This window comes from Microbacterium sorbitolivorans, from assembly GCF_003327285.1.
GTDB lineage: Bacteria > Actinomycetota > Actinomycetes > Actinomycetales > Microbacteriaceae > Microbacterium > Microbacterium sorbitolivorans.
On the sequence record NZ_KZ848475.1, the window covers coordinates 233,051 to 256,433 of the forward strand.

Annotated in this window: 24 protein-coding genes; 10 read left to right on the forward strand and 14 right to left on the reverse strand. The window is 69.0% G+C overall.

What is annotated here, in order from left to right; genetic code table 11:
* Positions 1-17 precede the first annotated feature (17 nt).
* Entirely contained in the window at positions 18-1,208 is a 1,191-nt protein-coding gene (locus tag DTO57_RS09995) for a class I SAM-dependent methyltransferase (protein ID WP_114118090.1), read from the reverse strand.
* A gap of 118 nt (positions 1,209-1,326) precedes the next feature.
* Between DTO57_RS09995 and groES the strand changes: the two genes are divergently transcribed.
* Both groES and DTO57_RS10005 read left to right on the forward strand, forming a co-directional pair.
* A complete protein-coding gene (gene groES / locus DTO57_RS10000; RefSeq protein ID WP_114118091.1) occupies positions 1,327-1,623 on the forward strand; it encodes a co-chaperone GroES in 297 nt (98 codons plus the stop codon).
* Positions 1,624-1,683: 60 nt separating this feature from the next.
* A complete protein-coding gene (locus DTO57_RS10005; RefSeq protein ID WP_114118092.1) occupies positions 1,684-2,772 on the forward strand; it encodes a mechanosensitive ion channel family protein in 1,089 nt (362 codons plus the stop codon).
* Here the strand turns inward: DTO57_RS10005 and DTO57_RS10010 are convergent.
* The 8 genes from DTO57_RS10010 to glmS form a co-directional block, all read right to left on the reverse strand.
* Complete coding sequence (locus DTO57_RS10010) at positions 2,756-3,178, reverse strand: hypothetical protein (protein ID WP_114118093.1); 423 nt, start codon at positions 3,176-3,178, stop codon at positions 2,756-2,758. The genes DTO57_RS10005 and DTO57_RS10010 overlap by 17 nt on opposite strands.
* Entirely contained in the window at positions 3,175-4,230 is a 1,056-nt protein-coding gene (tsaD, locus tag DTO57_RS10015; RefSeq protein WP_114118094.1) for a tRNA (adenosine(37)-N6)-threonylcarbamoyltransferase complex transferase subunit TsaD, read from the reverse strand. Before tsaD ends, DTO57_RS10010 begins: the two co-directional genes overlap by 4 nt.
* The gene (rimI, locus tag DTO57_RS10020; RefSeq protein ID WP_268235362.1) at positions 4,227-4,676 is read right to left on the reverse strand and encodes a ribosomal protein S18-alanine N-acetyltransferase; all 450 of its coding nucleotides are present in this window, start codon (positions 4,674-4,676) and stop codon (positions 4,227-4,229) included. The genes tsaD and rimI overlap by 4 nt, the downstream gene beginning before the upstream one ends.
* On the reverse strand, positions 4,673-5,512 hold the full coding sequence (tsaB, locus tag DTO57_RS10025; RefSeq protein WP_114118095.1) for a tRNA (adenosine(37)-N6)-threonylcarbamoyltransferase complex dimerization subunit type 1 TsaB: 840 nt from the start codon (positions 5,510-5,512) through the stop codon (positions 4,673-4,675). The genes rimI and tsaB overlap by 4 nt, the downstream gene beginning before the upstream one ends.
* Before the next feature lie 37 nt (positions 5,513-5,549).
* Complete coding sequence (gene tsaE, locus DTO57_RS10030) at positions 5,550-6,020, reverse strand: tRNA (adenosine(37)-N6)-threonylcarbamoyltransferase complex ATPase subunit type 1 TsaE (RefSeq protein ID WP_114118096.1); 471 nt, start codon at positions 6,018-6,020, stop codon at positions 5,550-5,552.
* 47 nt (positions 6,021-6,067) lie between these two features.
* On the reverse strand, positions 6,068-7,177 hold the full coding sequence (alr, locus tag DTO57_RS10035; protein WP_114118097.1) for an alanine racemase: 1,110 nt from the start codon (positions 7,175-7,177) through the stop codon (positions 6,068-6,070).
* Positions 7,177-7,536, reverse strand: a complete 360-nt coding sequence (locus tag DTO57_RS10040) for a holo-ACP synthase (RefSeq protein ID WP_114118098.1) — start codon at positions 7,534-7,536, stop codon at positions 7,177-7,179. The genes alr and DTO57_RS10040 overlap by 1 nt, the downstream gene beginning before the upstream one ends.
* A gap of 300 nt (positions 7,537-7,836) precedes the next feature.
* On the reverse strand, positions 7,837-9,687 hold the full coding sequence (gene glmS / locus DTO57_RS10045; RefSeq protein WP_114118099.1) for a glutamine--fructose-6-phosphate transaminase (isomerizing): 1,851 nt from the start codon (positions 9,685-9,687) through the stop codon (positions 7,837-7,839).
* Positions 9,688-9,781: 94 nt separating this feature from the next.
* Here glmS and DTO57_RS10050 point away from each other — a divergent pair, with 94 nt between their 5' ends.
* Both DTO57_RS10050 and DTO57_RS10055 read left to right on the forward strand, forming a co-directional pair.
* Positions 9,782-10,909, forward strand: coding sequence for an L-talarate/galactarate dehydratase (locus DTO57_RS10050; RefSeq protein WP_114118100.1), 1,128 nt, complete (start codon positions 9,782-9,784; stop codon positions 10,907-10,909).
* Positions 10,906-11,556: a FadR/GntR family transcriptional regulator gene (locus tag DTO57_RS10055; RefSeq protein WP_114118101.1), complete on the forward strand. Its 651-nt coding sequence runs from the start codon at positions 10,906-10,908 to the stop codon at positions 11,554-11,556. The genes DTO57_RS10050 and DTO57_RS10055 overlap by 4 nt, the downstream gene beginning before the upstream one ends.
* Positions 11,557-11,712: 156 nt before the next feature.
* Here the strand turns inward: DTO57_RS10055 and coaA are convergent, their stop codons facing one another.
* A complete protein-coding gene (gene coaA / locus DTO57_RS10060; protein ID WP_114118102.1) occupies positions 11,713-12,657 on the reverse strand; it encodes a type I pantothenate kinase in 945 nt (314 codons plus the stop codon).
* Between the two features lie 102 nt (positions 12,658-12,759).
* Between coaA and DTO57_RS10065 the strand changes: the two genes are divergently transcribed.
* A complete protein-coding gene (locus DTO57_RS10065; protein WP_114118103.1) occupies positions 12,760-13,689 on the forward strand; it encodes a Ppx/GppA family phosphatase in 930 nt (309 codons plus the stop codon).
* A gap of 514 nt (positions 13,690-14,203) precedes the next feature.
* Here the strand turns inward: DTO57_RS10065 and glmM are convergent.
* Genes glmM through rplM form a run of 3 tightly spaced genes read right to left on the reverse strand, consistent with a single transcriptional unit; the run spans position 14,204 to position 16,508 of the window.
* On the reverse strand, positions 14,204-15,559 hold the full coding sequence (glmM, locus tag DTO57_RS10070) for a phosphoglucosamine mutase (protein WP_114118104.1): 1,356 nt from the start codon (positions 15,557-15,559) through the stop codon (positions 14,204-14,206).
* A gap of 11 nt (positions 15,560-15,570) precedes the next feature.
* The gene (gene rpsI / locus DTO57_RS10075) at positions 15,571-16,035 is read right to left on the reverse strand and encodes a 30S ribosomal protein S9 (RefSeq protein WP_114118105.1); all 465 of its coding nucleotides are present in this window, start codon (positions 16,033-16,035) and stop codon (positions 15,571-15,573) included.
* 26 nt (positions 16,036-16,061) lie between these two features.
* Positions 16,062-16,508: a 50S ribosomal protein L13 gene (gene rplM, locus DTO57_RS10080; RefSeq protein WP_114118106.1), complete on the reverse strand. Its 447-nt coding sequence runs from the start codon at positions 16,506-16,508 to the stop codon at positions 16,062-16,064.
* 247 nt (positions 16,509-16,755) lie between these two features.
* Here rplM and DTO57_RS10085 point away from each other — a divergent pair, with 247 nt between their 5' ends.
* Complete coding sequence (locus tag DTO57_RS10085) at positions 16,756-17,526, forward strand: HAD-IIB family hydrolase (protein WP_114118107.1); 771 nt, start codon at positions 16,756-16,758, stop codon at positions 17,524-17,526.
* Positions 17,527-17,586: 60 nt separating this feature from the next.
* Here DTO57_RS10085 and DTO57_RS10090 read toward each other — a convergent pair whose 3' ends face one another.
* Positions 17,587-18,819 carry an acyl-CoA dehydrogenase family protein gene (locus tag DTO57_RS10090; protein ID WP_114118108.1) on the reverse strand — a complete coding sequence of 411 codons (1,233 nt, stop codon included), beginning with the start codon at positions 18,817-18,819 and terminating at the stop codon, positions 17,587-17,589.
* 242 nt (positions 18,820-19,061) lie between these two features.
* Between DTO57_RS10090 and DTO57_RS10095 the strand changes: the two genes are divergently transcribed.
* The 4 genes from DTO57_RS10095 (at position 19,062) to DTO57_RS10110 (ending at position 23,383) form a co-directional block, all read left to right on the forward strand.
* Complete coding sequence (locus tag DTO57_RS10095) at positions 19,062-20,189, forward strand: Gfo/Idh/MocA family protein (RefSeq protein WP_114118363.1); 1,128 nt, start codon at positions 19,062-19,064, stop codon at positions 20,187-20,189.
* 2 nt (positions 20,190-20,191) lie between these two features.
* Entirely contained in the window at positions 20,192-21,397 is a 1,206-nt protein-coding gene (locus DTO57_RS10100) for a dihydrodipicolinate synthase family protein (protein ID WP_114118109.1), read from the forward strand.
* Positions 21,394-22,260, forward strand: coding sequence for a sugar phosphate isomerase/epimerase family protein (locus DTO57_RS10105; protein ID WP_114118110.1), 867 nt, complete (start codon positions 21,394-21,396; stop codon positions 22,258-22,260). The genes DTO57_RS10100 and DTO57_RS10105 overlap by 4 nt, the downstream gene beginning before the upstream one ends.
* A 94-nt stretch (positions 22,261-22,354) precedes the next feature.
* On the forward strand, positions 22,355-23,383 hold the full coding sequence (locus DTO57_RS10110; RefSeq protein ID WP_114118111.1) for a LacI family DNA-binding transcriptional regulator: 1,029 nt from the start codon (positions 22,355-22,357) through the stop codon (positions 23,381-23,383).

Consider the following 23,383-nt stretch of genomic DNA (forward strand, 5'->3'; position numbering starts at 1 on the left):
CTGACAGGGCTTCTCGGCTATTCCATACGGTCGGCAAGGATCGCCGTGCGCCGCCCGCCGATGCGGGTCACGAACAGCGTCGCCTTGGCCTTGCCCGACAGCTTCAGCTTCTTACGGAACTCCGCCGGGTCGATGTCGACGCCGCGCTTTTTGATCTCGAGCGTGCCGATCCCCCGCTCCTTCAGCGCCTTCGCGAGCGGTTTCGGATCCGCCGGCAGCACCTCGCGGACCCGGAACGTCGTCGCGAACGGGCTCCGCCGATCCGCGTCGCCCGTGAGGTACGCGATCTGCTCGGCGACGGGGCCCGCCTCGAGCGCGCGCGCGACGTCGCCGATCAGGCGCGCGCGGATCACGGATCCCTCGGGTTCGTGGATAAAGGATCCGAGCTCGCGCACGGGCTCGTCGGCGGTGTCCTCGGGTGCGGTGATCTCGTGGGCGGCGTCGCCGCGGATCACGAGGGCCGCGCGGCCGACGCCCTCGCGGGCGAGCGCGCCCGACCAGACGACGAGCTCGACGGTGGATCCGTCGACGCTGATCCACTGCGCCTCGCAGCCCTCCGGGAGGGCGTCGCGGTCGTGTGCGGGGCCGAGCTTGATGCCGGCGGGCTTGCGGGCCGCGAGGGCGAAGGTCCAGTCGAGGTTCGGCGAATAGTCGTCGGCCGACACCCTGCGGGTCTCGCTGTGGCCCGTCGTGCGGCGGGCCGGATCCAGCCAGACGGCGTCGACGTCGTCGACGTTCGTCTCTTCGGCGGTGCCGTGGCGCACCTCGACGGCGTCGCCGAACGGGCGCAGGTTGTATGCCGCGAGCGCCGCCGTGACGTCGTCGGCGTCGACCGAGAGCACGCGCAGCCCGAGGGCCGCGAAGGCGAGGCTGTCGCCGCCGATGCCGCATCCGAGATCCGCGACCGAGGTGAGGCCCGCGCGCGCGAAGCGGCCCGCGTGGTGGGCCGAGACCGACATGCGCGTGGCCTGCTCGAGGCCCGCCTTCGTGAACAGCATGCGGCCCGCGAACTCGCCGAACTTCGCGGTCGCGCGGTGGCGCAGGCGCGACTGCCCGACGACCGCCGAAACGAGATCCGGCCCGTGCCCCGCGGCGCGAAGCCGCGAGACGACGCGGGCTACGTCGTTCGTCGTTTCGACGGGATCCAGCTCGTCGAGGAGCGCCATCGCCTGCGGCGTGAGGAGCGCGTCGAGCTCTGCGTGTTCCATGAGTTCCAGCGTAATTGGCACTCACGTTGCGCGAGTGCCAGAGACGGTTCTACACTGGCAATTAGCACTCTCGGGGTGAGAGTGCGAACCCAAGTCTTCTGTCAGAAAGAGGTAGACCGTGTCGGTTTCCATCAAGCCGCTCGAGGACCGCATCGTCATCAAGCAGGTCGAGGCTGAGCAGACCACCGCGAGCGGACTCGTCATCCCTGACACCGCCAAGGAGAAGCCCCAGGAGGGCGCCGTCGTGGCCGTCGGACCGGGTCGCATCGACGACAACGGCAACCGCGTGCCGGTCGACGTTGCGGTTGGCGATGTCGTTCTCTACAGCAAGTACGGCGGAACCGAGGTGAAGTTCGGCGCTGACGAGTACCTCGTGCTCTCGGCCCGCGACGTCCTCGCCATCGTCGAGCGCTGACGTACCTTCGAAGCCCCGGATGCTCAGCATCCGGGGCCTCGTCGTATCTAGAGTGGATCCATGCGGACTGAAATGAGCGATATCGCTGAGATCGTTGACGAGAATCCGTGGGCCGCCTGGGGCGCGCTCATCGTCGCCGCGGGCGTCGTGCTCATCGTCGCTTTCGTCGCGAGCTGGATCTTCAGCGCCGTCACCGGCCGCCTCAGCGGTCGCGCCGAGGTCTTCACGGAGCTGCAGCGCCGGTTCCCCCGGCCCATCTTCTTCCTACTGGCCGTCATCGGGTGGCGCGGCTCCGTCGCCGCGTTCTTCCCCCGGGATTTTGCGGAGGCGCGCGGCGCCGCTTCCTACGCCCTGACGCTTGCGATCATCGCGGTCACTGGCTGGATCCTCGGCAAAGTCGTCATCTTCCTCCTCGACGGCGCGCAACGCCGCCAGGATTCGTCGGTCGGCGACGAATTCACCGTGCGTCGTCGCCGCACGCAACTGCGCATGATCCGCAGTCTCGTGATCGCCATCGTCGTCGTGCTCACTGCCGCCGCGATGCTGCTCACAATTCCAGGGGCCAAGGCTTTCGGTGCGTCATTGTTCGCCTCCGCTGGCCTCGTCTCGATCGTCGCGGGTCTCGCCGCGCAGTCGACGCTCGGCAACCTCATCGCGGGGATCCAGCTGGCATTTTCGAACGCGCTCAAGGTTGGTGACACCGTCGAGGTGAACGACCAATTCGGCAAGGTCGAAGAGATCACCTTGACATACGTGGTGGTGCAGATCTGGGACGACCGCCGGCACGTTCTGCCGTCGACCTACTTCACCACGACGCCGTATACGAACTGGACTCGTAATCAGACGCAACTCACCGGCACCGTGTATTTCGAAGCGGACTACAACGTCGACGTCGCAGCGGTCCGGGCCGAGGTAGAGCGGATCCTCGACCGCACGCCCGAGTGGGATCGGCGCAGCTGGGGACTTGTCGTTACCGACGCGTCCGGCGGTGTCGCGCAGCTACGCGCCACCATGACGGCTGCCGATGGCGACCAACTGTGGACGCTCCGCTGCGCCGTGCGTGAGCAAATCATCGCGTTTCTCGCGAATTCGCGGCCGCAGGATCTGGCGCGCAGCCGCTTCGAGACGATCCCTACGCCGGAGGCGTGAACGTCGACAGTTCGTCGAGGATCCACCACACCCAGTAGCTGCTGAACAGTACAGTGACGCCCCCGATCACGTAGCTCGAGACGCACCACGACGTGCGCGCCCGCTGGCGGAGCTGCGCGATGAGGCCGATGAGCGCGCCGATGACGCCGAAACCGGCGCCCCACGGCCCGAACCACGACACGATCAGCCCGACCGAGGCGAGCGTCACCGCGACCACGACGAGCGTCGTCACGGGCCGCAGGCGCCGCCGCGCGGGCGTCGCCTGCAACTCGGGCAGGATGTGCCCGAAGGTGTCGGCCGCAAGCGTGATCGGGCCGGTCGCCGGATCCACGATGCGTTGCTCCGCGCCGCGCGCGCCGGTGCCCCGATTCATCGGGCCGACGTCCTGCGCACGCGTCTCGGTCATGACGTTTCCGCGACCTGAATCTCGGTGACGGGCAGTGTCGAGTCCGCGCCGAAGTCGAGCGTCGACGGGCGCCGGCCGCTCGAGATCAGCTGCGATGCGAGCGCCGCGATCATCGCGCCGTTGTCGGTGCAGAGGCTCAGCGGCGGGATCCGCACCGTCACGCCGCGCGCCGCGGCGCGCTCGAGCGCGACCTCGCGCAGCCGCTTGTTCGCGATCACGCCGCCGCCGAGCAGCAGGCGCGGAACGCCGCGCTCCTCGCACGCATCGAGCGCCTTCGTCACGAGCACGTCGACGACGGCCTCGCGGAAGCTCGCCGCGACATCGGCGACCGGCAGGTCCTCGCCCTCGTGCTGCTCCACCCAGCGCGCGACCGAGGTCTTGAGGCCCGAGAACGAGAAGTCCCAGCGGTGCGCCGCCATGTCGCTGGCCCGGCTGAGCCCGCGCGGGAACCGGATCGCGTTCGGATCCCCGCCGACCGCCGCGCGGTCGATCTGCGGGCCGCCCGGGTACGGGAGGCCGAGGATCCGGGCGACCTTATCGAACGCCTCGCCCGCCGCGTCGTCGATCGTCTCGCCGAGCATCTCGACGTCGGTCGTGATCTCGCGCACATGCAGCAGCGACGTGTGCCCGCCCGAGACGAGCAGCGCGATCGTCGGATACTCCAGCGGCTCGCTATCGGGCGTCACGATGTCGGCCGCGATGTGGCCGACGAGGTGGTTCACGGCGTAGAGCGGCTTCTCGAGCGAGACCGCGAGGGCCTTCGCCGCGCCCACGCCCACCATCAACGCGCCCGAGAGACCCGGCCCGCTCGTGACGGCGACGGCATCGAGATCCCGCAACCGGATCCCTGCCTCGGCGACCGCCTGCTCGATCGTCGGCTGCAGCGCGTCGAGGTGCGCGCGCGCCGCGACCTCCGGCACGACGCCGCCGTAGCGGGCGTGCTCGTCCATGCTCGACGCGATCGTGTTGCTCAGCAGGGTGCGGCCGCGCACGATACCGATGCCGGTCTCGTCGCAGCTCGTCTCAATGCCCAGAACGAGGGGCTCGGTCATGCGATCCTCCTCAGGTCACACTTCATGATCACGGCGTCAACATCATCCGGCTGGTAATAGCGCGCGCGTCGCCCGATCTCGACGAAGCCCTCGCTCTCGTACAGCCCCTGCGCGACCGGGTTATCGGCGCGAACCTCGAGGAACACCTCGCGGGCGTTCCTCTCCCGCGCCGTCTCGAGCAGCTCCCTCAGCAGCCTTCGGCCGAGGCCCTGGCCCCGCGCCTCCGCGGCCACCGCGATCGTCTGCACGTCGCTATCCGCGCCGCCCGCGAGGTGGCGCAGGCCCGCGTATCCGCGGATCCCGTCCTCCTCGTCCACGATGTACCGGCCGTGCGGGCTCGCGAGCTCGGCCGCCATCGCGTACTCCGGCCACGCGTCCGTCGGGAAGCTCGCGTTCTCGATCGCCATGATCGCCGCCAGATCGCCTGGCGTCGCCGTGCGGATCACGTGCTCACCCGCTTCACCGCACCCGGGATCTTCGCGTCGGGGGCGCGGAGGTACAGGGGGTCGAGGTGCTCTACCCTGCCTGTCTTGAGCTGGCGGGCCGCGATGATTGCGAGGTACTTTGCCGGGATTGTGGTCGTTGGCTCTCCGCTTCGCGGAATCGCTTTGGGCTGGCCGCTTCGCGGATGCTCCCCCGGCCCCGCAGTCCCCCGGATCCGCTCCGCGGATCCTCCCGCCAGACCCGATGCCTGCGGGGCCGTGGGAGCATTCGCTTCGCTCTGCTCTCGGGGCGTGGGCTCGGGGGTGGGGTCGCTGAGATTCTGAGGATCGGGCGAGATTCTGACCGGATCTGGCTTTTCTTTCGAATCTCGACCGATTTTCAGAGTCTCGGCGCGCTCGACCGGGACGAGAGTCGGGCCCTCGGTGCGGTTCGGGAGGCCATCGCTCAGGCCCTCGTAGGTGCTGACCGCGTTCTCGCGGCGCCTCGCGTCGGTCGTGATCACGACGCGGGCTTCCGGATCCTGTTCCAGGATCTCGAGCGCGGCCGCGTCGTGGCTCGCGACCGGGATGACGGGGATCCCCCGGCCGATCGCGAACGCGCGGGCCGCGGCGATGCCGATCCGGAGCCCCGTGAAGGGGCCGGGGCCCATGCCCGCCGCGACAACCGAGATGTCTGCGGCGGTGAGGCCCGCCTGCTCGAGCGCCTGCTGAATGAGCGTGCCGATCACCTCGGCGTGGCCGCGGCTGGTCTCGCTCTGCGCCTGCCCGAGCACCTCTTCGGTGTCTGGGTCGACGACGGCGACGGCGGAGCCGATCGAGGAATCGATTGCGAGGATCATCCCCTCCAGGGTAGGGGCGGCTCGCTTACAACCAGCCTTACGCGTGTCTCGTTATGACAACGGTGCGCGGGGCGTCGAGGTCGAGGTTCTCGGCGTCGTCGGCCTCGCCGACCGGGCGCTCGATCTCGATGTCCCACCACTCGTCGGCGATCTGCTCGACGAGGCCGCGTCCCCACTCGACGATCGTGACGGATCCGTCGAGGTCGAGATCGAGATCCTCGAGCTCGCCCGAGTCGCCGAGCCGGTACGCGTCGGCGTGGATGAGCGGGGCGCCCCCGACGAGCGACGGGTGCGTGCGCGCGATCACGAACGTCGGCGATTGCACCGGCCCTCGCACGCCGAGGCCCTCGCCGATTCCGCGCGTGAGCGTCGTCTTGCCGGCGCCCAGCGGGCCCGTCAGCACGAGCATGTCGCCCGCGACGAGGCTCTTGCCGAGCGCCTCGCCGAGAGCCTCCATCTGGGCGGACGTCGCGATCTCGTGCCGGCCGAGCAGCTCATCGGGAACCATTGTGTGTTCTTCCTCTTAGGCGACGGTGTTTTTAGACAACCGTGTTTTTAGACGATCGTGCGGGTCACGCGCGGGCCGAGGCGCGTGATGATCTCGTAGTTGATCGTGTCGGCCGCGTCGGCCCACTCGGTCGCGGTCGGCGCGCCCCGCAGCGGATCCCCAAACAGCACCGCGCGGTCGCCCACCTTCACGGGGGCGTCGCCGACGTCGACGATGAACTGATCCATCGCGACGCGGCCCGCCACGTGGAAGCGCTGCCCGCCGATGCGCACCGGGCCGCGGTTCGAGGCCTGGCGCGGCACTCCGTCGGCGTATCCGATGGGCACGAGCGCGAAGGTCGTGTCGCGCTCGGCGCGGTAGGTATATCCGTACGACGCGCCATGTCCGGCCTTCACGCGGCGCACCGCCGCGACGGGTGCCTGCAGCGTCATCGCGGGGCGCAGCCCGAGGTCGGCCGACGAGCGGTCATCGAACGGCGAGAGGCCATAAATGCCGAGCCCGATGCGCACGGCGTCGAGCCGCGTCGCCGGCAGGTCGAGCGCCGCGGCGGTCGCCGCGATGTGCCGGATCCGCGGGCGCAGCCCCGCATCGATCGCCCGCGCCATCGCGTCGCGGAACACGTCGAGCTGCGCGAGGTCGTCCTCCGGCGACGCGCCGGACAGGTGGCTGAAAACGCCCTCGACCCGCAGGCGGCCCTCGCGCTCGAGGCGCGAGGCCTCGGCCATGAACGCACTCCAGTGCGCGGGCGCGGATCCGCCCCGCCCCAGGCCCGTCTCGAACTTCAGGTGCACGAGCGGCACGGCGGATCCGGCCTGCGACGCGACCCGGCGCAGCTGCTCGATCGTCGAAAGGCCGAGCTCGATGTTCGCCGCGATCGCGGGCGCGAAGTCGGTGTCGGGGCCGTGCAGCCACGCGATGATCGGGTGGTCGATGCGGGCGGCGCGCAGCTCGAGCGCCTCGGAGATGTCGGCGACGCCCAGGCGGCTCGCGCCGCCGGCGATCGCCCCGTGGGCCGCGGCGACGGATCCGTGCCCGTATCCGTTCGCCTTCACGACCGCGATGAACTCGCGCGTCTGCGCGGCGGCGCGCAGGGTGCGGACGTTGTGCTCGATGGCTCCGCGATCGATGATCGCCTCGCGAGTCGGAGATGTCGCCATCAGATGCCGCCTTCCAGAATCGTGTATGCCAGCGCCAGCCCGCCATCGTGCGAGAGCGAGAGGTGCGTGCGGGCCACGCCGCGCGCCTCGAGCGTCACGGCGGTCTCGCCGGAGATCTTGTAATTCGGCGCCTGCCGCTCCCCCAGCCGGGGAACCTCGATCTCCTGCCAGAAGACCCCATCGGATCCGCCGAGCGCCTTGATCAGCGACTCCTTCGCCGCGTAGCGCGCGGCCAGGGAGCGCAGGGGCAGGTCGCGCTCGTGCGGCGTGAAGAGGCGCTCCATCAGACGCGGCGAGCGCGCAATCTGCCCCTCGAACCGCTCGATGTCGACCATGTCGACGCCTACCCCGATGATCATCTCTTCAGCCTAGTAAGCCGACCTGCGCTCCCGATCCCAGGGCGGGGCGCCATGCCGCCGAAAGTGGGACACGCTTCAGGGCGTGTCCCACTTTCGGCGGGAATAGCGGCCCCATTCCCGCACCAAGTGGGACACGGGTCGAAGCGTGTCCCAGTTCGTGCGGGAATAGCAGCCCCATAACCGCACAAAGTGGGACACGGGTCGAAGCATGTCCCAGTTTTGGCGGGAATAGCAGCCCCATAACCGCACAAAGTGGGACACGCCCCGAGGTGTGTCCCACTTGTGGCGGGAATGAGCGGCTTACTCGACCGTGACCGACTTGGCCAGGTTGCGGGGCTGGTCGACGTCCAGGCCCTTGGCCGTGGCGAGGCCCATCGCAAAGATGTGCAGCGGCACGACGGCGAGGAGGGGCTCGAAGAGCGGGCTCGCGAGCGGGATCCGCAGCACCTCGTCGGCCGACGGCAGCACGGCCGAGTCGCCCTGCTCGGCGATCGCGATCACGCGGGCACCGCGGGCGCGGATCTCCTCGATGTTCGAGATGACCTTCTGGTGCATGGTGACGGATCCGCGCGGCGACGGCACGACGACGAACACCGGCTGGCCGGGCTCGACGAGCGCGATCGGGCCGTGCTTCAGCTCGCCGGCGGCGAAGCCCTCGGCGTGAATGTAGGAGATCTCCTTGAGCTTGAGCGCGCCCTCGAGCGCGATCGGGTAGCCCACGTGGCGACCGAGGAAGAGCACCGAGCGGGTGTCGGCCATCCAGCCGGCGAGCTGCTCGATGCGGTCCTGCTCGTTGTCGAGGATCCACTGGATCTTCGACGGGAGCGCCTCCAGCTGCGCGACCGCCTCGTCCGAGACCGCCTGGTCCAAGGATCCGCGGACGTCGGCGATGTGCAGGGCGAACAGGTAGAGCGCGGTGATCTGCGCGACGAAGGCCTTCGTCGACGCGACGGCGACCTCGGGGCCCGCGTGCGTGTAGACGACGGCGTCGGATTCGCGCGGGATCGTGGATCCCTGCGTGTTGCAGATCGAGAGCGTCTTGGCGCCGAGGCGGGCGGCCTCCTTGACGGCCATCAGCGTGTCCATGGTCTCGCCGGACTGGCTGATCGAGATGACGAGCGTCGACTCCGACACGATCGGGTCGCTGTAGCGGAACTCGTGGGCGAGCTCGACGACGACGGGGATCCGCGACCACTTCTCGATCGCGTACTTGCCGACGAGGCCCGCGTAGTACGCGGTGCCGCAGGCGAGGATCACGACGCGCTCGATGCCGACGAACAGCTCGTCGAGTCCCTCGAGCTCGGGGATCGAGATGCGGCCGTCCTTGACGCGTCCGCGCACGGTGTTGGCGACGGCCTCGGGCTCCTCCGAGACTTCCTTCGCCATGAAGCTCGACCAGCCGCCCTTGTCTGCGGCCGAGGCGTCCCACGACACCTCGAACGGCTGCGGCTCGACGCTGTTGCCGTCGAAGTCGGTGACGGTGACCTTGTCGGGCGTGATCGCGACGATCTCGTCCTGACCGATCGCGAGCGCGCGGCGGGTGTGCTCCACGAAGGCCGCGACGTCGGATCCGAGGAAGTTCTCCCCCTCGCCCAGCCCGATGACGAGCGGCGAGTTGCGGCGGGCGCCGACGACGAGATCCGGGTGGTCTTCGTGCGTCGCGAGCAGCGTGAACGCGCCGTCGAGGCGGTTGACGACGGCGCGGAACGCGGCGACGAGGTCGCCCGTCTCGCGGTAGGCGCGCGCGATCAGCTGCGCGGCGACCTCGGTGTCAGTCTCGCTGAGGAACTCGACGCCCTCGGCGACGAGCTCCTTCTTCAGCTCGGCAAAGTTCTCGATGATGCCGTTGTGGATGACCGCGAGGCGGTCACCATCGGCGAGGTGCGGGTGGGCATTGAGGTCGGTCGGGCCACCGTGCGTTGCCCAGCGGGTGTGACCGATTCCGGTGGTTCCGCGCCCCATCGGATCCTGTTCGAGCGATTCGCGGAGGGCGGCGAGCTTGCCCGCCTTCTTGCGGGCGGTCAGGCGCCCGTTCTCACCAACGACCGCGATACCGGCGGAGTCGTACCCGCGGTATTCGAGTCGAGCGAGGCCCGCGACGAGGATGCCCTGGCTGTCCCGGGGGCCGACGTATCCGACGATTCCACACATGCGAATGATCCTAATCTGGCGAATCCGTGAGCGAACCCTGCATGACAGATTTCTAACCTGTCTGATAGCTTGTAAATATCTCGAGGAGGAGACCATGACCTACACCCCCGACGCGATCCGCGCCATCACCCTGTCGACCCTGCGCCTGCCGCTGTCCGTCCCCATCTCCGACGCCAAGGTGTTCACCGGGCGCCAAAAGCCCATGACCGAGGTCGTTTTTCTCATCGCCGAGATCGAGACCGAGCAGGGCTTCTCGGGTCACGGCTTTAGCTACTCGAAGCGCGGCGGAGGGCCCGCCCAGTACGCCCACGCGAAGGAGGTCGCGGGAGCCGCCATCGGCGAGGATCCGAACGACATCCAGAAGCTCTACTCGAAGCTGCTCTGGGCGGGCGCGTCGGTCGGCCGCTCGGGCGTCGCGACGCAGGCCCTCGCCGCGATCGACATCGCGCTCTACGACCTCAAGGCGAAGCGCGCGGGGCTCCCGCTGTCGAAGCTGCTCGGATCCCATCGCGACAGCGTGCGCACCTACAACACCTCGGGAGGCTTCCTCAACGCCTCGCTCGACGAGGTCAAGGCCCGCGCGACGCAGTCGCTCGAGGAGGGCATCGGCGGCATCAAGGTCAAGGTCGGCCTGCCCGATAGCTCCGAGGATCTGCGCCGCGTGCGCGCCGTGCGCGAGCACATCGGCGACGCGCCGCTGATGGTCGACGCGAACCAGCAGTGGGATCGCGCGACCGCCCTGCGCATGGGACGCCGCTTCGAGGAGCTCGAGCTCGTGTGGATCGAGGAGCCCCTCGACGCCTACGACGCCGAGGGCCACGCCGACCTCGCCCGCGCCCTCGACACCCCCATCGCGACGGGCGAGATGCTCGCCTCGGTGGCCGAGCACGAGCGACTCATCGAGGCGCGCGCGTGCGACATCATCCAGCCCGACGCCCCGCGCGTCGGCGGCATCACGCAGTTCCTGCGTCTCATGACCTTCGCCGACCAGGCGGGTCTCGACCTCGCGCCGCACTTCGCGATGGAGATCCACCTGCACCTCGCCGCCTGCTACCCGCGCGAGCCGTGGGTCGAGCACTTCGACTGGCTGGATCCGCTCTTCGAGGAGCGCCTCGAGACCCGCGACGGGCGCATGATCGTGCCCAACCGCCCCGGCCTCGGCATCACCTTCACCGACCAGGCCCGCGCCTGGACGACCGAGAAGGTCACGATCACGGCATGACCACATCCCGCGGCGAACAGATCGCCGACGCGATCGCCGGCCTCATCGTCGGCGGATCCATCGCGCCCGGCGAGCGCCTGCCGAGCGAGGCGCGGCTCGCGGACGACTATTCCGCAAGCCGCGCGGTCGTCCGCGAGGCGATCCAGCGCCTGCAGACGCGCGGGCTGGTACGCACCCGCACCGGATCCGGAAGTTACGCCCTCACGCCGCCCGCCGAGGGCGGGGACGGCTGGTTACAGGCGACCGGATCCGCCGAGCGCGCCGAGCTGCACGCGTTTCGCACCGCGATCGAGCAGGAGGCGGCGGCGCTCGCGGCACGCCACCGCACGGCCGACGACCTGGCCGCGCTCGACGCGGCGCTCGCGCGGCTCGCGGCGGCGACGCTTCCGGCCGAGTCGGTCGAGGCCGACTTCGCGCTGCACAACGCGATCGCGATCGCCTCGCACAACCGCTACCTGGGCGAGATGCTGACGCGGCTCGGGGCGACGACGATCGTGCTCCCCCACGCCCGGCTGACCGACGCGGTCGCGGCGACCGTGATCGCGGAGCACCGGCTCATCGTCGAGGCCATCCGTGCCGGGGACGCGGTCACGGCATCGGCCGCGATGCGCGCCCACCTGGCTGCGTCCTCGGCCCGGCGGGGGTGAGGGCGTGTCCCAGTTGATGCGGGAATAGCCGCGCCATTCCGGCCACAACTGGGACACGCTTGGATGCATGTCCCACTTCGTGCGGGAATAGCCGCGCCATTCCGACCACAACTGGGACACGCCTCGAGGCATGTCCCACTTCGTGCCGGAAAGCCCCTACAGCTTCCGCAGCAGCACGCTCTCGACCGAGTGCTCCGGGCCCTTACGCAGCACGAGGGTGCCGCGGTGCTTGGTCGGCTCGACGTTTTCGGTGAGGTTCGGCAGGTTGATCTCGCGCCAGATCCCGCGCGCGGTCTCGATAGCCTCGGCGTCGGAGAGGTGCTGGAACACCTTGAAGTATGACTCGGGGTTCGCGAACGCGCCCTCGCGGAACTTCAGGAAGCGATTCACGAACCACTGCTCGATGTGCGCGGTCTCGGCGTCGACGAAGATCGAGAAGTCGAAGAGGTCGCTGACGGCGACGTCGTTCGGCGCGGGCGGCGGTTGCAGCACGTTGAGGCCCTCGACGATGAGCACGTCGGGCTGGCGCACGACGACGGCCGCGTCGGGCATGATGTCGTACTTCATGTGCGAGTAGAACGGCGCGCGTACCTCGGGCTCGCCCGACTTCACGCGCGTCACGAAGTCGACGAGCGCGCGGCGGTCGTACGACTCGGGGAAGCCCTTGCGGCTCATGATGCCGCGGCGCTCGAGCTCGGCGTTCGGGTAGAGGAACCCGTCGGTCGTCACGAGCTCGACGCGCGGGGTATCCGCCCACCGGCTCATCAATTCGCGCAGCAGGCGCGCGACGGTGGACTTCCCGACGGCGACGGATCCGGCGACGCCAACGACGAACGGGATCCGCGGTTGGTCCTCGCCGAGGAAGGTCGCGACCTCGGATCCGATCTGGCGAGTCCCCGCGGCCCACGCGCTGAGCAGGCGGCTGAGCGGCAGGTAGACGTCGCGCACCTCGTTGACGTCGAGGCGGTCGCCGAGCCCGCGGATCTGCACGATCTCCTGCTCGGTCAGCGGCTGGTCCATGCCGCGCGCGAGTCGCGCCCACTCGGTGCGGGGAATATCGCGGTAGAGCGAGAGCTGCAGTGAACTGCTATCAGCCGTCATTCGTCCGATTTTACGGCCACCACGGGGTCGCCATAAAACGTCGCCTCTGATGCCGCCGAGGCGACGTTTTTTGGCGACCCCCAATAGCGCTAAGTTTTTCCTATGCGCCTCGGGGTTCTCGACATCGGATCGAACACTGTCCACCTGCTCGTCGCCAATACGCAGCCGGGCGGACGGCCGCTCGCGAAGACGAGCGAGAAGTCGACCCTGCGCCTGATGCGGTACCTCACCGACGACGGATCCATCTCCGACGAGGGCATCGAATGCATCCTCGCGGCAGTGCGGCGCGCCCGCGCGGTCGCCGAGACCGAGCAGGTCGACGAGCTTCTCGCGACGGCGACGAGCGCGATCCGCGAATCGACGAACGGCCCGAAGGTCATCGCCCTCATCGAAGAGGCGATCGGCCAACAGCTCCAGGTGCTGACGGGCCCCGAGGAGGCGCGCTTCACCTTCCTCGCGCTGCGCCGCTGGTTCGGCTGGTCGGCCGGGCAGATCCTCATGTTCGACATCGGCGGCGGATCCCTCGAGATCGCCGGCGGATCCGACGAGTTCCCCGAGCTCGCCGAATCCGTGCCGCTCGGGGCTGGCCGCATGACGGTCGAGTTCCTGCCGCAGGATCCGCCCGGCGATGCCGCCGTCGAAAAGCTCGCGTTCCACTCGGAAGAGACGCTCGCGGCCGTTGCCGCGCGCTTCGGGCGGATCCCCTCCCCCGATCACGTCGTCGGATCCTCGAAGACGATCCGCTCGCTCGCTCGCCTCGTCGGCTACAAGCGCAGCGGCTGGGGCGGCGCCGCACGGTGGATGCTGCCGCAGCAGGAGCTCGAGTCGTGGATCCCCGTGCTCGCGCGCGTGCCCGCCACGTCGCGCCAAGAACTGCCCGGCATCACGCCCGAGCGCACCTTCCAAATCACGGCCGGCGCGGTCGTGCTGAACGAGGCGATGAAGGCGCTCAACGTGTCCGAGCTCGAGGTCAGTCCGTGGGCCCTCCGCGAGGGCATCCTCCTGCGCTACGCGGAGGACATGGGCTGGTAAGCCCCGCGCCCGAGCAGCGGAGTTGACCCCGAACTGCGGATGATCCAGTCCTCCGGATCCGCAATTACGGACCATCTCCGCAGTTAGGGTCACAGCGCGGGCCGCGCGGCGCAGGATCCGCGCGTGTGGCTCAAACTGCGGAAGTGACCCCGAACTACGGAAAGAAACCCCTCGCGGATCCGCAGATCCGGGCCAGCTCCGTGATTAGGGGCCACAGCGCAGGGCGCGCGGGGCAGGATCCGCGGGGCAGACCCGGAACTGCGGACATGACCCCATACTGCGGAAAGAAACCCCTCACGGATCCGCAGATCCGGGCCAACTCCGCTGTTGCGGGTCACAGCGCGGGCCGCGCGGCGCCGGATCCGCGGGGCAGACCCGGAACTGCGGACATGACCCCGTACTGCGGAAGACTCGAGCACGCGGATCCGCAGATAGGGGCCAACTCCGCACGTACGGCCCACACAACAAAAATGCACAGCCCCCAAGGGACTGTGCATTCTTGTTCCAGCGAGAACTACAGCGCGAGGCGTTCGCGCACGATCTCGGCGAGGCCGGACGCGGCCTGCTCGGCCTCGTCGTGCGTGGCGGCCTCAACCATGACGCGCACGAGGGGCTCGGTGCCCGAGGGGCGCAGGAGCACGCGGCCCGAATCGCCCAGCTCGGCCTCGACAGCCTCGACGGCCGCCTGAACCTGCTCGTCGTCGACGCGCGTCTTGTCGACGCCCTTGACGTTGATCATCGTCTGCGGGAACACCGTCATGATCGACGCGAGCTCGGCGAGGGTCTTGCCCGTGCGAGCCATCTCGGCCACCAGCTGCAGGCCCGTGAGGAGCCCGTCGCCCGTGGTCGAGTGGTCGTTCATGATGACGTGGCCCGACTGCTCGCCGCCGAGCGAGTAGCCCGAACGGTTCATCTCTTCGAGAACGTAGCGGTCGCCGACGGCGGTCTGCACGACGCGGATCCCACGCTCCTGCATCGCCACCTTGAGGCCAAGATTGCTCATGACCGTGGCGACGAGAGTGTCCTGCGCGAGCAGTCCGCGCTCGTGGAGCGACGCGGCGAGGATCGCCATGATCTGGTCGCCGTCGATCTGGTTGCCCTCGGCGTCGACCGCGAGGCAGCGGTCGGCGTCGCCATCGTGGGCGATGCCCACGTCGGCGCCGTGCTCGACGACGGCCTTCGAGATCACGTCGAGGTGCGTGGATCCGATGCCGTCGTTGATATTGATGCCGTCCGGATCCGCACCGATGACGGTCACGCGCGCGCCCGCGTCGGCGAACAGCTGCGGCGAGACGCCGCTCGCGGCGCCGTTCGCGCAGTCGATCACGACGTGCAGCCCGTCGAGGCGCGCGGGGAGCGTGCCCAGAAGGTGCAGCAGGTAGCGGTCTTCTGCGTCGGCGAATCGGCGGATCCGCCCCACATCGGCACCGGTGGGGAGCAGCTTGGGCTCGTCCATGTAGTGCTCGATGCGCTCCTCGACGATGTCGGGCAGCTTCACTCCGCCGCGGGCGAAGATCTTGATGCCGTTGTCGGGAGCGGGGTTGTGCGACGCCGAAATCATGATGCCGAAGTCGGCATCGAAGTCGTTCACGAGGAACGCGAGAGCCGGCGTCGGGATCACACCCGCGTCATACACATCGACCCCGCTCGCAGCGAGCCCTGCCGAGACGGCGGCCCCCAGGAAGTCGCCCGAAATGCGCGGATCGCGTGCGATCACGGCCTTCGTGCGACGCCCCTGGGCGCGACGCGCCTCTGCAGAACGCCCCTGGCCCAGGACGACAGCAGTCGCCTGGGCCAGGGAGAGAGCAAGGTCGGCGGTGAGGGCGCCATTGGCGAGCCCTCGCACACCATCCGTGCCGAAAAGAGCCATAGAGGGCTCGATCAGCGCTTCGAGAACTGCGAAGCCTTGCGGGCCTTCTTGAGACCGGCCTTCTTACGCTCGATGACGCGGGCGTCACGGGTGAGGAAGCCAGCCTTCTTGAGGGCGGGACGGTTGTTCTCGCGGTCGATCTCGTTGAGCGCACGCGAGATCGCGAGACGCAACGCGCCGGCCTGGCCCGAGGGGCCGCCACCGCTGATGCGAGCGATCACGTCGTAGGCACCCGAGAGGCCGAGCAGCGTGAAGGGGTCGGTGATGAGCTGCTGGTGCAGCTTGTTGGGGAAGTACTCCGCGAGCTCACGGCCGTTGACCGTGAAGGAGCCCTCGCCGGGGATCAGGCGCGCGCGGGCAATAGCCTGCTTGCGGCGACCGACAGCAGCGCCGGGGACGCTAACCACGGGGCGCTCGGCGACAACCTCGGCCTCGGCCGGGGTCTCGGTGGTGTAGTTCTGAACGTCTTCAGTCACGAGTTAGTCCTTTAAAGCCGCGGCGCTTACTGGGCGACCTGGTCGAAAGTGTACGTCTGGGGCTTCTGAGCGGCGTGGGGGTGCTCGGCACCCGCGTACACCTTCAGCTTCGCCAGCTGGTTGCGACCGAGGGTGTTCTTCGGAAGCATGCCGCGAACGGCCTTCTCCACGGCGCGAACCGGGTTGTTCTCGAGCAGCTCGGTGTAGCTGACCGACTTCAGACCACCCGGGTAACCCGAGTGACGGTAGGCACGCTTGTTCTCGGCCTTGTTGCCCGTGAGGACGACCTTGTCAGCGTTGATGATGATGACGAAGTCACCCATGTCCATGTGGGGGGCGAAGGTCGTCTTGTGCTTGCCGCGCAGGAGCGCCGCAGCGTGCGAGGCGAGGCGGCCGAGAACGACGTCGTTGGCGTCGATCACGAGCCAGTCGCGCTGAGCGTCGCCAGCCTTCGGGGTGTAAGTGCGAGTCACGATAGTGCTGCTTTCTTGTCGAACGGAGAGGTTCGTGAATCCCACTCCGGGGCGGTTGACAGCGAAAATCGCGGCAACAAACCGGTGGAGGGCTCACGTTCGGATGCGCGACAGCGCGCGCACCAACAAGCAACGTTACCGGATCCGACACCCGAGCGCGAACGGATCCGGCCTCTCACGACGGATTCCCACCTTCGGGCGGATCCGCTCACCGCCTCTCGAGGCAGCATCGGCAAGAATAGTGCGCATGACTGAATCTCAGCCGCTCGTCGTCGCCTTCGACCTCGACGACACCCTCGCGCCATCGAAGTCGCCCGTCAACCCCCGAGTCGCCCAGCAACTCGTCGACCTCGCCCGACGCGTCGAAGTCGCCATCATCTCCGGCGGACAGATCAGCCAGTTCCGCAGCCAGGTCGTCGACAACCTCCCCGATGCCGCCGACGCCCTCGGCCACATCCACCTCCTCCCCACCTGCGGCACCGCCTACTACCGCCACAACGGCGACGAGTTCGCGCTCCTCTACTCCCGCGACCTCACCGACGACGAAAAGACCCGCGCCCTCGCCGCCGTCGAAGAAGAAGCCAAGCGCCTCGGCTACTGGGAGACCGACACCTGGGGCCCCATCCTCGAAGACCGCGGATCCCAGATCACCTTCTCCGCCCTCGGCCAGGCCGCACCCGTCGACGCGAAGAAGGCATGGGATCCGACGAGCGAGAAGAAGTCCGCGCTGCGCGACGCGGTCGCCGCCCGCGTGCCCGACCTCGAGGTCCGCTCCGGCGGATCCACCTCGGTCGACATCACCCGCAAGGGCATCGACAAGGCCTACGGCATGAACCAGCTCGCCGCCGAGACCGGAATCGACCTCTCCGACATGCTGTTCTACGGCGACCGCCTCGACGAAGACGGCAACGACTACCCCGTGCTCGCGATGGGCGTCGCCTGCGTCGCCGTCGACGGCTGGGAAGACACCGCCGACAAGCTCGACACCCTCATCGCACAGCTCCCCCTGCGCGACTGACGCAGACAACGAAAGAGGGCGCCCGCTGATCACCAGCGGGCGCTCTCTTTCGTTGTCGCGCTACTTCGACGCGCCGATCGCCCACACGCGGGGCAGATCAGTTCCATTGACGGCGAGGTCGCCGATGAGGCGCGCCTTGAAGACCCACGGGTTGTGGCTGCCGGCCGTGCGCGCGTTGCGCCAGTGGCGGTCGAGATCCTTCGTGCGGCTCGTGCCGGATGCCGCGAGCGAGTCGAAGGCATGGCTGATGGCGTTCAGCACGAGCGGCGTCAGCGTGACCTGCGCCTGCGCCGACGCGAGCTCGGCGGCGTCGTTCGCCGCCTCGTCCTCGTCAACGGTGATCTCGCCATTCAGCAGCGCGACGGCGGAGTCGTGGGCGCCCTGCAGCGCCTCCGAGACGCGCTGCACCGCGGCGGTCGCGACGAACGCGGCCGACGAGACCTCTCCGATCACCTGCAGCAGCTGCGGATCCTCGGACGCGACGTTCGCGGCCGCGTGGCTGAAGGTGCGGGTGCGCTTCTTCACCTCTGCGGCGAAGTCGCGCTCGGCGGCGCGGGCGGATCCGGCGAGCACCGCGAGCAGCACCTGCTGGTAGAACGCGGTCTGGTACTTGAAGCGGGTGTCGAAGTCGATGAGGTTCTCCTCGTCGACGACGGCGTCGATGAACGTGGACGTGCCCGTTCCGGTCGTGCGCTGGCCGAAGCCATCCCAGTCGTCGGCGAGCTCGACACCGTCCTGGTGGCGGTTCACCGCGGCGATGACGCGCTTGCCGGTGTCGGTGCGCTCCGCGTAGGTGTCGAGCCAGTCGGCGAAGATGGATCCGGTCGAGTAGTACTTCGTGCCGTTGATGCGGAAGCCGCCGTTGCCGTCGGGCGTGACCTTCGTAATGACGTCGCCGACCTTGACGGTGCCGACCTCGGTCCACGAGTTACCCACGAGCTCGCCCGCGACGAAGCGCGCGAGCCACTTGTCGCGGCCGGGGCCGGGCTCGGCGACGAGGCGGTCCTCCACGAACGCGAAGTGCGCGCGCAGGGCCTGCGCGATGTTCGAGTCGGCGGCCGCGAGGTCGACGAAGAGCTCGAACAGCTCGGTGAGGGTCGCACCGGATCCGCCGTGCGAGACGGGCACGCGGATCGCGCCGAAACCGGCCTTCGCGAGCGTGGCGATCTCGTCGTAGGGAAGCTGGCCCGAGCGGTCGCGCTCTGCTGCCCCCTCGGCGATCGACTCGAAGTTCGGTCGGAAGCGCTCGCGCAGCTCGGCGAGGCGGTTGCGGGACGCGATGAGCGTGGTCATTGGGGTGTCCTTCCGGCGGCTGGTGGGGCGATTCAACCATCCGCACCACCACCCTGACGAGAGCCTGCGTCATCTATCGACACGCACCGTAAGACGGCGACTCATTGCCCGGAGCGCGGGAATTGCACCCACCACATTCCTGTGGCACACTCTCATTAGCGCGGAAAGCGCTTACCGTCAGCCAAGAGCAAGGAAGCATTGTGACCGACAACACCCCCGCCGTCCGCGAGATCGGCATCATCATGAACGGCGCCTCGGGGCGCATGGGCTACCGTCAGCACCTCGTTCGCTCGATCCTCGCGATCCGCGACGAGGGCGGCTTCGAGCTCGCAGACGGCACCAAGGTCACCGTCCGCCCGCTGCTCGTCGGCCGCAGCGAGGCCAAGCTCGCCGAGCTCGCGCAGCGCCACGGCATCGAGGACTACACGACCGACCTCGACGCGGCCCTCGCCGACCCGAAGTGGGAGATCTACGCTGACTTCCTCGTGACGAAGGCTCGCGCGACCGCGCTCCGCAAGGCCATCGCCGCCGGCAAGACCATCTACACCGAGAAGCCCACTGCCGAGAGCCTCGAAGAGGCCATCGAGCTGGCGCAGCTCGCGAAGGACGCCGGCGTCAAGGCCGGTGTCGTGCACGACAAGCTCTACCTGCCGGGCCTGCAGAAGGCCAAGCGCCTCATCGACTCGGGCTTCTTCGGCGAGATCCTCTCGGTCCGCGGCGAGTTCGGCTACTGGGTCTTCGAGGGCGACTGGCAGCCCGCCCAGCGTCCCAGCTGGAACTACCGCGTCGAAGACGGCGGCGGCATCATCGTCGACATGTACCCGCACTGGAACTACGTGCTTGAGAACCTGTTCGGCAAGGTCAACACGGTCTACACGCAGGCCTCGATCCACATCCCGAACCGCTGGGACGAGAACGGCGAGCACTACGACACCACCGCGGAAGACGCCGCGTACGGCGTGTTCGAGCTCGAGGGCGGCGCGATCGCCCAGATCAACTCGTCGTGGACCACGCGCGTGAACCGCGATGAGCTCGTCGAGTTCCACATCGACGGCACCCTCGGATCCGCCGTTGTCGGCCTCTTCGGCGCCCGCATCCAGCCGCGCAACGCGACCCCGAAGCCGGTCTGGAACCCGGACCTCGAGGACACGATCGACTACGACGCCACGTGGCAGCAGGTTCCCAACAACGAGGTCTTCCTCAACGGCTTCCGCCAGCAGTGGCAGGAGTTCCTCGAGAGCTACGTCACCGGCACCGACTACCCGTTCGACCTGCTCGCGGGTGCCCGCGGCATGCAGCTCGCGCAGGCCGGCCTCGAGTCGAACACGACCGGCGCCAAGGTCACGCTCGACGAGATCGTTCTGAAGTAATCATGACCGACAGCTTCATCCTGCTGGGCGAGGACGGATCCACGTCGCTCGCCCCCGTGAACGGCGCCGCCGCCTTCACGAAGCCCGAGAACGGGCTGCGCTCGCGCGTGGCGTACGCCGCCGCGCACGTCGCGCCGATCGCCTGGGCCGACAACACGCCGGGCCAGCCCGCGACGATCGACTGGGACGCGACGCTCGCGTTCCGCCGCTCGGTGTACTCGTGGGGACTCGGCGTCGCCGACGCCATGGACACCGCGCAGCGCAACATGGGCATCGACGCGACCGCGGTGCGCGAGCTGATCGCTCGCTCGGCCGAGGTCGCCCGCGAAGAGGGCGGATCGGTCGCGGTCGGTGTCAACACCGACCACATCGACGACGAGATCATCACGCTGCAGCAGGTCATCGACGGTTACGTCTACCAGCTCGAGCACGCCGAAGAGCACGGCACCGTTCCCGTGCTGATGGCGAGCCGCCACCTGGCGCGCATCGCCACGGGCGCCGACGACTACCGCAGCGTGTACCGCGCGGTGCTCGCGAAGGCCTCGGGCAAGGTCGTGCTGCACTGGCTCGGCACCGCCTTCGACCCGATCCTCGAGGGCTACTTCGGCTCGAGCGACTGGCACGTCTCGGGTGACACCGTCGTCGACATCATCGCCGAGAATGAGGCGAAGGTCGCCGGCATCAAGATGAGCCTGCTCGACGCCGACAGCGAGGTGTACGTCCGCGAGCGCCTGCCCGAGGGTGTACGCATGTTCACCGGCGACGACTTCAACTACGTCGGCCTCATCGGCGGCGCGGACGTTCCCCAGGCCGAGCAGCCCGCTCGCACGGAGGGCACGAGCCGCACGCACTCCGACGCGCTGCTCGGCGCCTTCGCGGCGATCACGCCCGTGGCGTCGGCCGCGATCCAGGCGCTCGACGCCGGTGACCCCGACCGCTACTACGAGCTGCTGCAACCAACCGAGGCGCTCAGCCGACAGGTGTTCGCCGCGCCGACCTTCTATTACAAGACCGGCGTCGCGTTCCTCGCGTGGCTCAATGGCCACCAGGCCGCGTTCCAGATGATCGGTGGCCTGCACTCCGCGCGCAGCCTGCCGCACCTCTCGGAGATCGTGCGCCTCGCGAACGACGCGAACGCGCTCGAGAAGCCCGAACTCGCGGTGCAGCGCTGGAACGACTACCTGCGCCTGAACGGAGTGACCGCATGACCACGCCGCATCCCCGCCTGTCGATCAACCAGGCGACGATCAAGTACACGACGGTCGCCCAGGCGATCGAGGTCGTGAAGGCCGCGGGGATCGAGTCAATCGGTCTCTGGCGCGAGCAGGTGCAGGAGGCGGGCCTCGCCGAATCGGTGAAGATGATCGCCGACTCGGGCCTGCGCTACTCGACACACTGCCGCGGTGGCTGGTTCACGGCCGAGGAGGGCCCCGCGCGCGTGGCCGCCCTCGACGATAACCGCCGCGCGATCGACGAGACCGCCGCCCTCGCGGCCGCGGGCGCAGACGGATCCCGAGCCGCGCTCGTGATCGTCGTCGGCGGCCTGCCCGAGGGCTCGCGCGACCTCGTCGGCGCGCGCGACCGCGTGCGCGACGCCGTCGCGACGCTCGCCCCGTACGCGAAGGATCAGGGTGTGCAGCTCGCGCTCGAGCCGCTGCACCCGATGTACGCGTCGGACCGCTCGGTGCTCTCAACCCTCGACCAGGCGCTCGACATCGCCGCCGACTTCGATCCCGAGGTCGTGGGCGTGACGGTCGACTCGTTCCATCTGTGGTGGGATCCGGAGGTCCTCCCGAAGATCGCCCGCGCGGGCGCCGAGGGACGCATCGCCAGCTACCAGGTGTGTGACTGGAAGACGCCGCTCGCGGCCGACAACCTGCTCTCGCGCCACTACCCCGGCGACGGCGTCATCGACTTCTCGGACATGACCCGTGCCGTCGAGGCCGCCGGCTACACCGGCGACGTCGAGGTCGAGCTGCTGAACCAGGACATCTGGGACACGGATCCGGCCGAGGCCGTGCGCCGCACCATCGCGGGCTTCGACACCGCGGTCGCGCCCTACCTGGCGTAACTCCACCCCAATTCGTCATTTCTCCGCGCGGTCATCTGCGATTCGCAGATGACCGCGCGGAGAAATGCGGATCTGGCGAGATAGCATCGAATATATGACCTCTTCAACGGTGAAGCGCGCGGCGACGCTGCATGACGTCGCGCAGGAGGCGGGCGTTTCGCTCGCCACCGCCTCCCGCGTGCTCAATGGATCCACGCGGAAGGTCGCCGATTCCTACCGCGAACGCGTCGAGGCCGCAGCTGCCCTGCTCGGTTACTCCGCGAACTTCTCGGCGCAGGCGACCGCACGCGGCTCCTCCCAGGCGATCGCGCTGCTCGTCGCGAACATCGCCGACTCATACTTCTCGCAGGTGGCCGCGGGCATCGCCCACGCCGCCGAGGAGCATAACCTCGTGATGTCGATCGGCATCACCGAGCGCTCCCCCGAGCGCGAGGCGCGCCTCATCCGCTCGCTGCGCGGCCAGCGCCCCTCCGGCATCGTGCTCGCGGCGTCGCGGCGCACTGCCGAATCGAGCCCCGCCCTCGCGCAGGCCCTCGCCGACCTCGAAAACGACGGCGTGCGCGTCGTCACCCTCGGATCCCCCGCCGACGGCGTCACGAGCCGCACCGTCGGAATCGCGAACCGCGAGGGCACCCACGAGCTCGGCCAGACCCTCGCGGGCCTCGGCTACCGCGAGGCGATCGTGCTCGCCGCCGACGTCGGCCTCATCACGAGCGACGACCGCGTCGCGGGCTTCGTCTCGGGCTTCACCGCGGGCGGCGGATCCGAACCCCGGATCCTGCGCGACGAGCTCACCCGCGACGCGGGTTACGCGCTCATGGCGCGCGCCCTCGAGGAGGGCGTCGCCCCCGGAACCGTCGTCTTCGGCGCGAGCGACGTCGTCGCGTTCGGCGCAATGTCGGCCGTGCGCGACGCGGGCCGCGAGGTCGGATCCGACATCGCGATCGCCGGCTTCGGCGACATCGACACGGGCCGCGACATCGTGCCCTCGCTCACGACCGTGCGCGCCCCGCTCGACGAGCTCGGCCGCCAGGCCGTCGCGGCCGTGATGGCCGATGACTGGACGGATCCGGATCCGCTGCCCGTCGACGTCATCGTGCGCGACAGCACCCCCGGACGGTAA